This window comes from Parafrankia sp. BMG5.11 (genome assembly GCF_004337455.1).
On sequence record NZ_SJXI01000066.1, the window covers coordinates 34,856 to 40,855 of the forward strand.

A 6,000-nucleotide genomic window follows, 5' to 3' on the forward strand; every position below is an offset into this window, starting at 1 on the left:
ACCTGCGCGGTCAGTCCTGGCGGTGACGGGGGAAGTCGCCCATGCCGGAGAACGGGCCGTGGCCGGCGGGTGCGGGGGGCACGGCGGGCGCGGGGGCCTGCGCCGGGAGCTGCGGCCGGCGGTCACCCGCCGGCACCGGGACGGCCGTCCCCCGGTCGTCGTCGGCGGCGGCGACGGCGGCGGGCCGGCGGCGCCACGCCCGCTCGCCGATCAGCGTCAGGACGGCGGGCATCAGGATCACCCTGATCACGGTCGCGTCCAGCAGGATCGCCGCGCCGAGCCCCACGCCGAGCTGCTTCATGCTCACCTGCGACAGGGTGGCGAAGATGCTGAACACCGCCACCATGATCACGGCCGCGCTGGTCACCACCCCCGCGCTACGCCGGACCCCGACCAGCACCGCGTCGCGCATCGGCAGGCCCGAGTCGTAGGCCTCCCGGACCCGGCTGAGCACGAACACCTGGTAGTCCATGGACAGGCCGAACAGGATCACGAAGAGCATCAGCGGCAGCCAGTTGGTGATGGCCCCGGTCGAGGTGTAGCCGAGCAGGCCGTCCGCCCAGTGATGCTGGAACACCACCACGAGCAGGCCGTACGCCGCGGCCACCGACAGCAGGTTCAGCGCGACGGCCGCCGCGGCGACGATGGCGCTGCGGAACGCGGCCAGCAGCAGCAGGAAGGCCAGGACCAGCACGAACCCGATCACCAGCGGGGTGCGCCCGTTGAGCTGGGCGTTGAAGTCGGCCGAACCGGCAGTCCACCCGGTGACGTCCGCCGACATCCCGGAGACCGGGTCGATCGTGCTGGGGATGATCTCCCCGCGCAGCGTGTCGAGCACCCGCAGCGAAGCGTCGTCGGTGCCCTCGCCGGCGATCGGGATCGAGATCTTGGCGACCTGGCCGTCCGCGCTGATCTCGGTGGTGATCGGTTCGTACATCATTCCGCTGGCCAGCGCCCGCTCGCGCAGCGCGTCGATGGCTCCCACCGCCTGCGGCGCCCGCACGTCGGCGGCCGAGACCACGACGACCGCGGCCGTCTGCTCGCCCGGGAAGGCCGCCTGGACCCGATCGTAGGTCTGCATGATCGGAAGATCGTCGGGGATGTCGTCCATGCCCGGTTCGACGGTCCGCAGCCCCAGGGCGGGCACTGCCAGCAGGATCAGCAGCCCGCCGGTGACCACCGCGACGATGCCGGGGCGGCGCAGCAGCCGTCCCGTCAGGCCGGGCCGGGTCAGATCGACGCCAGCGGTGCCGGCGACGCTCGTGGTGCTCGTGGTGCTCGTGGTCTTCCTGTCCGCGCCCGGGGCGCTGGCGGCGGCGGCGCGGGCGTCGGCGCGGCGGTGCCAGGGCAGCCGCAGGAGCTCGACCCGGTCACCCAGCCAGGACAGCACCGCCGGCAGCACCGTGAGCGAGCCGAGCACCGCGATCAGCACCACGATGACCGTGCCGCCGGCGATCCCGCTGAACACGCTCAGCCCGGTCAGCAGCAGGCCCGCCATCGAGACGGCGACCGTCAGCCCGGACACCAGAACGGCGTGACCCGAAGTGTCCGCGGCGATCTCCAGCGCGCGTTGCGGGCTGTGCCCGGCGGCCCGCTCCTCGCGCTCGCGGCGGATGTAGAACAGGGCGTAGTCGACGCCGACCGCCAGGCCGATGAGCAGCATGACCGAGGTCGCGGTCTCGTCCGTGGGCAGCAGCCGGCTGGTGAAGGCGACGACACCCAGCGCCCCGACGAACGCGGTCAGCGCGAGCACGACCGGCACCAGCGCGGCGACGACCGCGCCGAAGACGGCCAGCAGAATGCCGAGGGTGAGCGGGATGGCGAGCAGCTCGGCCCGCTTGAAGTCCTTGCCGATCGTGTCGCCGAGCGCCTTGTCGGCACTCGCCTCGCCGACCTCCTCGACGAGCAGCCCCGGATGCTCGTCGGCCGCGGCCGCGACGGCGGCCAGCACCGGGTCGATCCGGTCGGTGGCGGTGTCCTCGTCACCGCGCATCTCGAAGGTCACCATGACCGAACGACGGTCGTTGGACACCAGCCCGGGGTTCGCCTCCACCCCGGGCAGCGCGATCGGCGCCCGCAGGTTGGTCACCTCACCGGTGCCGTCGAGCCGCGCGGCGACGTCCGCGAGGGCGGCCCGCAGCTCGGGGTCGGCGAGCAGCTCCTCGGGGCTGGCAGCCTGCGCCGGCCGCTGGATCAGCACGTTCTCGTTGGCGGGGGAGGTGAACCCGTGCGCGTCCAGGGTGCTCTGGGCCCGCCCGTCCTCACCGACGCTGTAGTCGTCGTCACCGAGGGTGCTGGTCCCGATCAGGCTCCCCAGCAGAGTGACGAGCACGACGCCGAGGATCCAGCCGCCGATGGCGAGGCGGCGGTGCCGCACGCTCCACCGGGCCGCGCGGGCGGCCAGGTGGGTGGCGTGCGTGGGGCTGTCGGGGGACGCGCCGGTCGGCGCGGCCCGGTGAGCATGGCGTGGGCCGCGGTCGGCCGGCCCGTCCGAGGCGCCGGACCCCGACGGGGCGGGTGAGCGGCGCGGCGTCGATGCTGTCGGAGGTCTCGTGCGCATGGAACGACGATCTCGTTCCGACCGTTCCTGGTCACTGCGGAGAGCTACCAGGTTTGAGGTGCCGAAATCCTCCGGCACCCGGTGGGGTTCGCTCGCGACCCCAGGTGGGGCTAACCCCCGGCCGGCGGGGTGGTCACGCGGTGGACAGGTAATCCTTGAACGAGATCCCGGTCAGCCGCTCGTAGGCCTCGACATAGCGGGCGCGCGTCGACTCGACGATGTCGTCGGGCAGCTCCGGTGCCGGCGGGTTGCGGTCCCACCCCGTGCTGACCAGGTAGTCGCGGATGAACTGCTTGTCATAGGACGGCTGCGTGCCGCCCGGCGTCCAGGCGTCCGCCGGCCAGAACCGGGACGAGTCCGGGGTGAGTACCTCGTCGGCGAGCCGCAGCACGCCGTCCGCGTCGTGGCCGAACTCGAACTTGGTGTCGGCGAGCAGGATCCCGCGCTCGGCGGCCAGATCACTGGCCCGCCCGAAGATCTGCAGGGTGAGCCGCTCAAGCTCGGCCGCCAGCTCCGCGCCGACCCGGCCGGCCGCGTCGTCCCGGCTGATGTTCTCGTCGTGCTCCCCGATCGGTGCCTTCGTCGACGGCGTGTAGATCGGGTTCGGCAGCCTGCTGCCATCCTCCAGGCCGGCGGGGAGCGGATGGCCGCTGACGGTGCCGGAGCTCCGGTAGTCCTTCAGGCCGCTGCCGGTCAGGTAACCGCGGGCGACGCACTCGATCTGGACCATGTCGAGCCGGCGGCACAGCATCGAGCGCCCGCGCAGCTGCTCGGCGTAGGGCGCGAGTTCCGCCGGGTACTCGTCCACACTCGAACTGATCACATGGCTCGGGACGAGATCACCAAGCTGGTCGAACCACCACAGGCTGAGCCCGGTGAGCACCGCGCCCTTGTCGGGGATCTCCGTGGGCAGCACGACGTCGAAGGCCGAGATCCGGTCGCTCGCCACGAGCAGCACCGCGTCATCCCCGACCGCGAACAGCTCACGCACCTTCCCCGAGCCGAGATGCGTCAGCCCGGCGAACTCCTCATGTGTCAGCGGCATGGTCCGACCGTACCGGTAGCCTCCTGCCCGGGACGCCCGCTCAACGTGCCTCTTCGTGATGCCCCCGCTCGGTTGCCCGGCGGCGGACCCGGGCCGGGGCGACCGGCCCGGGGTCCTGGTCGGGATGCGGATGCCGGCAGCCGCCGGCAGCATGTCGCCTTGTGGCGAGCGCCGGGGGCACCGCGGGCGGTTCAACGGCCGACGGCGTCTTCCGCGCCGCGGCCCGGGCCATCCTCTTCCCGCCAACCGGTCATCCCCGGCACGCCGTCTACGGGACGGTGCTGGCCGCCGGCCTGATCGCCGCCCAGGACCCTGATCAGGACTCGGCCGCCGAGATCATCGCCGCGGTCGCCACGACAATGGTCGTCTTCTGGCTGGCACACGGCTACGCCCACGCCATCGGCCACCGCGTCCGGCACGACACCGGTGACGGCATCGGGCGCGTAGCCGATCGCCGAGCCGACGCCGACGCCGACGCCGACGCCGACGCCGACGCCGACGCCGACGCCGACGCCGACTCCGGCGCCGGCTGGTCTGGCGCCCGGCGCGCGCTGGTCGAGAACTGGCCGATGGTCCGGGCCTCGTTCCTGCCGCTCGCCGTGCTGGCAGTCGCCCGTGCGGCCGGCGCGAGCGTCAGTGACGCGCAGGAGGCGGCACTGTGGACCTCGCTGCTGCTGCTCTGCGCGTGGGGCCTGTTCTCCGGGCGCGCGGGAGGCCTACGCCGCTGGCGACTCGCCGGCTACACCGCGGGAATCGCCCTACTCGGCATCATTCTGATCGGCCTGGAGGTCGCCATCCACTGACCGTTGCCCAGAAGTAGCCGGCAACCGGCCAGGCGTGGCCGGTATTCGGGCATCCGCGAAGGTGCGGTGTGGGGGGCGGGTGGCTGGGATCCGGGTCGGTCCGGGCTGGTCCGGACCGATTCTGGCGCTCGGCTACTCGCCTTTTCGTTTCTTTCTCGCCGTTTCGGGTGGCTTTTCCGGTGGAACCCTGCCTGAAAGAGCGAGAAGGATGCCAAAGGGCGAGCAGGCTACCGGGGTGTGCGGCGTCGACCCGTGATCTCCGATCTCCGGGCCCCCGATCCCTGATCCCGGAGGCCCGATCCCGGAGGTCCGGAGGCTGGGCCCCTGGCCCCCAGGTCCAGAGGCTGCCGGCCCCGGGTTCCGAGGCTCCCCGGCCCCCGAGCACAGAGGTCGCCGGGCCCCAGGGGTCGCCGGGGTGTACGAGGCCCGGGGTCGAGACCTCCGGGGCTGCCCCCGGCCCTTCGTCTCGCCGGCGCCTGCCCGGGATCCCTACCTCTGAAACCGGAAGACAAAAATATTGGGAAATCGTATTCGTGCTTATATCTTTAGTGCGCCTGACGGTTGGCTATCGAAGAATTTTCAGCCAGATCATCGATCGAGGGCTGGATATCGGCGCACGGCTGGATTTGCTCCTGGCACCGTGGAAGTCATGAGTCGCCACGACCCCGCGCTTGCTCGGGCCCTGGCGGTCGCGTGCCGCCAGAAGGGTGCGCTCACGCGCGTACAGGCGCGTTGTGCCGGCCTTACCGACCATCGCCTACATCAGCTGGTCCAGAACGAGGACTGGCTCAATCCCGTCCAGGGCGGATATGTCGTCCCCACCTGCGACACTTATCTTGGGCGCTGTCAGGCGGCGCTGCTCGTCCTGCCGTGCGCCACCCTCTGCGGCCTGACGGCAGCGCGCCTGCACGAGTTCCCAACCCTGCCGCCGTGCTCGGACGACGAGCCGATCCACCTGCTCCTGCCACCCGGTTCCTCGCGGCGGCGGAACAAGGGCGTCGTGCTGTGGTATGACGCGATGTCCGCCGAACAGCAGGAGCAGGTGCACGGCCTGCGGGCGACGAGTGCGGCCCGCACGCTCGTCGACCTGCTGGCGTCGGGATCACGTGACACCGCGGCCAGCCTGCTCGACCATGCGGCCGAGGGCGGCCTCGTCGCGCCCGAGGAGCTCGACGAGCTGCGCGGCGCCCTTGACACCCAGCCCGAGGCGACTCGGCCGGACCCCGTCCGGCCCGACACCTGACCTCGGCTTTCACCCGTTGCCCCCGACCCGACCCGACCGGCCTGGGCCAGGCCGGACCGGGTAGGGCCAGGCCCTTCCGTCCGGTCCGGCCCCGGTACGTCCGCTTCGCCTAGAGCGCCGGTCAGGTAGTCAGGCTGCCTGTTGATCGTTCCTGTGGCGGGCGATGACGTGGAGGTTGTGGACGACGGCGGTGCGGCGTAGGTCGAACAGGTTCTTGCGCTGTCCGTGGTAGCGAGCGCGGCGGCCTTGCCAGTGGCCGACGTGGGCGAGGGTGTGTTCGACCTTGGTGCGTTCGCGTAGCCGGGCGCGGCCGGTTGGTGTCACCTGGCGTTTGCGGAGTTCAGCCAGG

The 6,000-nt window shown here is 72.0% G+C and carries 4 protein-coding genes and 1 pseudogene; 2 read left to right on the forward strand and 3 right to left on the reverse strand.

The genetic code is table 11. The features are described 5' to 3' along the window. Positions 1 to 10 precede the first annotated feature (10 nt). Complete coding sequence (locus E0504_RS36910; RefSeq protein ID WP_235013588.1) at positions 11 to 2,560, reverse strand: MMPL family transporter; 2,550 nt, start codon at positions 2,558 to 2,560, stop codon at positions 11 to 13. A gap of 133 nt (positions 2,561 to 2,693) precedes the next feature. Then, entirely contained in the window at positions 2,694 to 3,605 is a 912-nt protein-coding gene (locus E0504_RS36915; protein ID WP_112104730.1) for a phosphoribosylaminoimidazolesuccinocarboxamide synthase, read from the reverse strand. Between the two features lie 161 nt (positions 3,606 to 3,766). On the opposite strand from E0504_RS36915, the gene E0504_RS36920 reads away from it, so the two are divergent. Further along, a complete protein-coding gene (locus E0504_RS36920; protein ID WP_131626766.1) occupies positions 3,767 to 4,408 on the forward strand; it encodes a hypothetical protein in 642 nt (213 codons plus the stop codon). A 649-nt stretch (positions 4,409 to 5,057) separates the two neighbouring features. Continuing rightward, complete coding sequence (locus E0504_RS36925) at positions 5,058 to 5,651, forward strand: hypothetical protein (protein ID WP_071060819.1); 594 nt, start codon at positions 5,058 to 5,060, stop codon at positions 5,649 to 5,651. A gap of 129 nt (positions 5,652 to 5,780) precedes the next feature. Here the strand turns inward: E0504_RS36925 and E0504_RS36930 are convergent. Continuing rightward, positions 5,781 to 6,000, reverse strand: a pseudogene (locus E0504_RS36930) (IS5/IS1182 family transposase); the annotation flags it as partial.

Excerpts from the sequence above, each read along its gene's own strand:
- E0504_RS36910 (WP_235013588.1), bottom strand. The coding sequence starts at position 2,560 with ATGCGCACGAGACCTCCGACAGCATCGACGCCGCGCCGCTCACCCGCC.
- E0504_RS36915 (WP_112104730.1), bottom strand. The coding sequence starts at position 3,605 with ATGCCGCTGACACATGAGGAGTTCGCCGGGCTGACGCATCTCGGCTCG.
- E0504_RS36925 (WP_071060819.1), top strand. The coding sequence starts at position 5,058 with ATGAGTCGCCACGACCCCGCGCTTGCTCGGGCCCTGGCGGTCGCGTGC.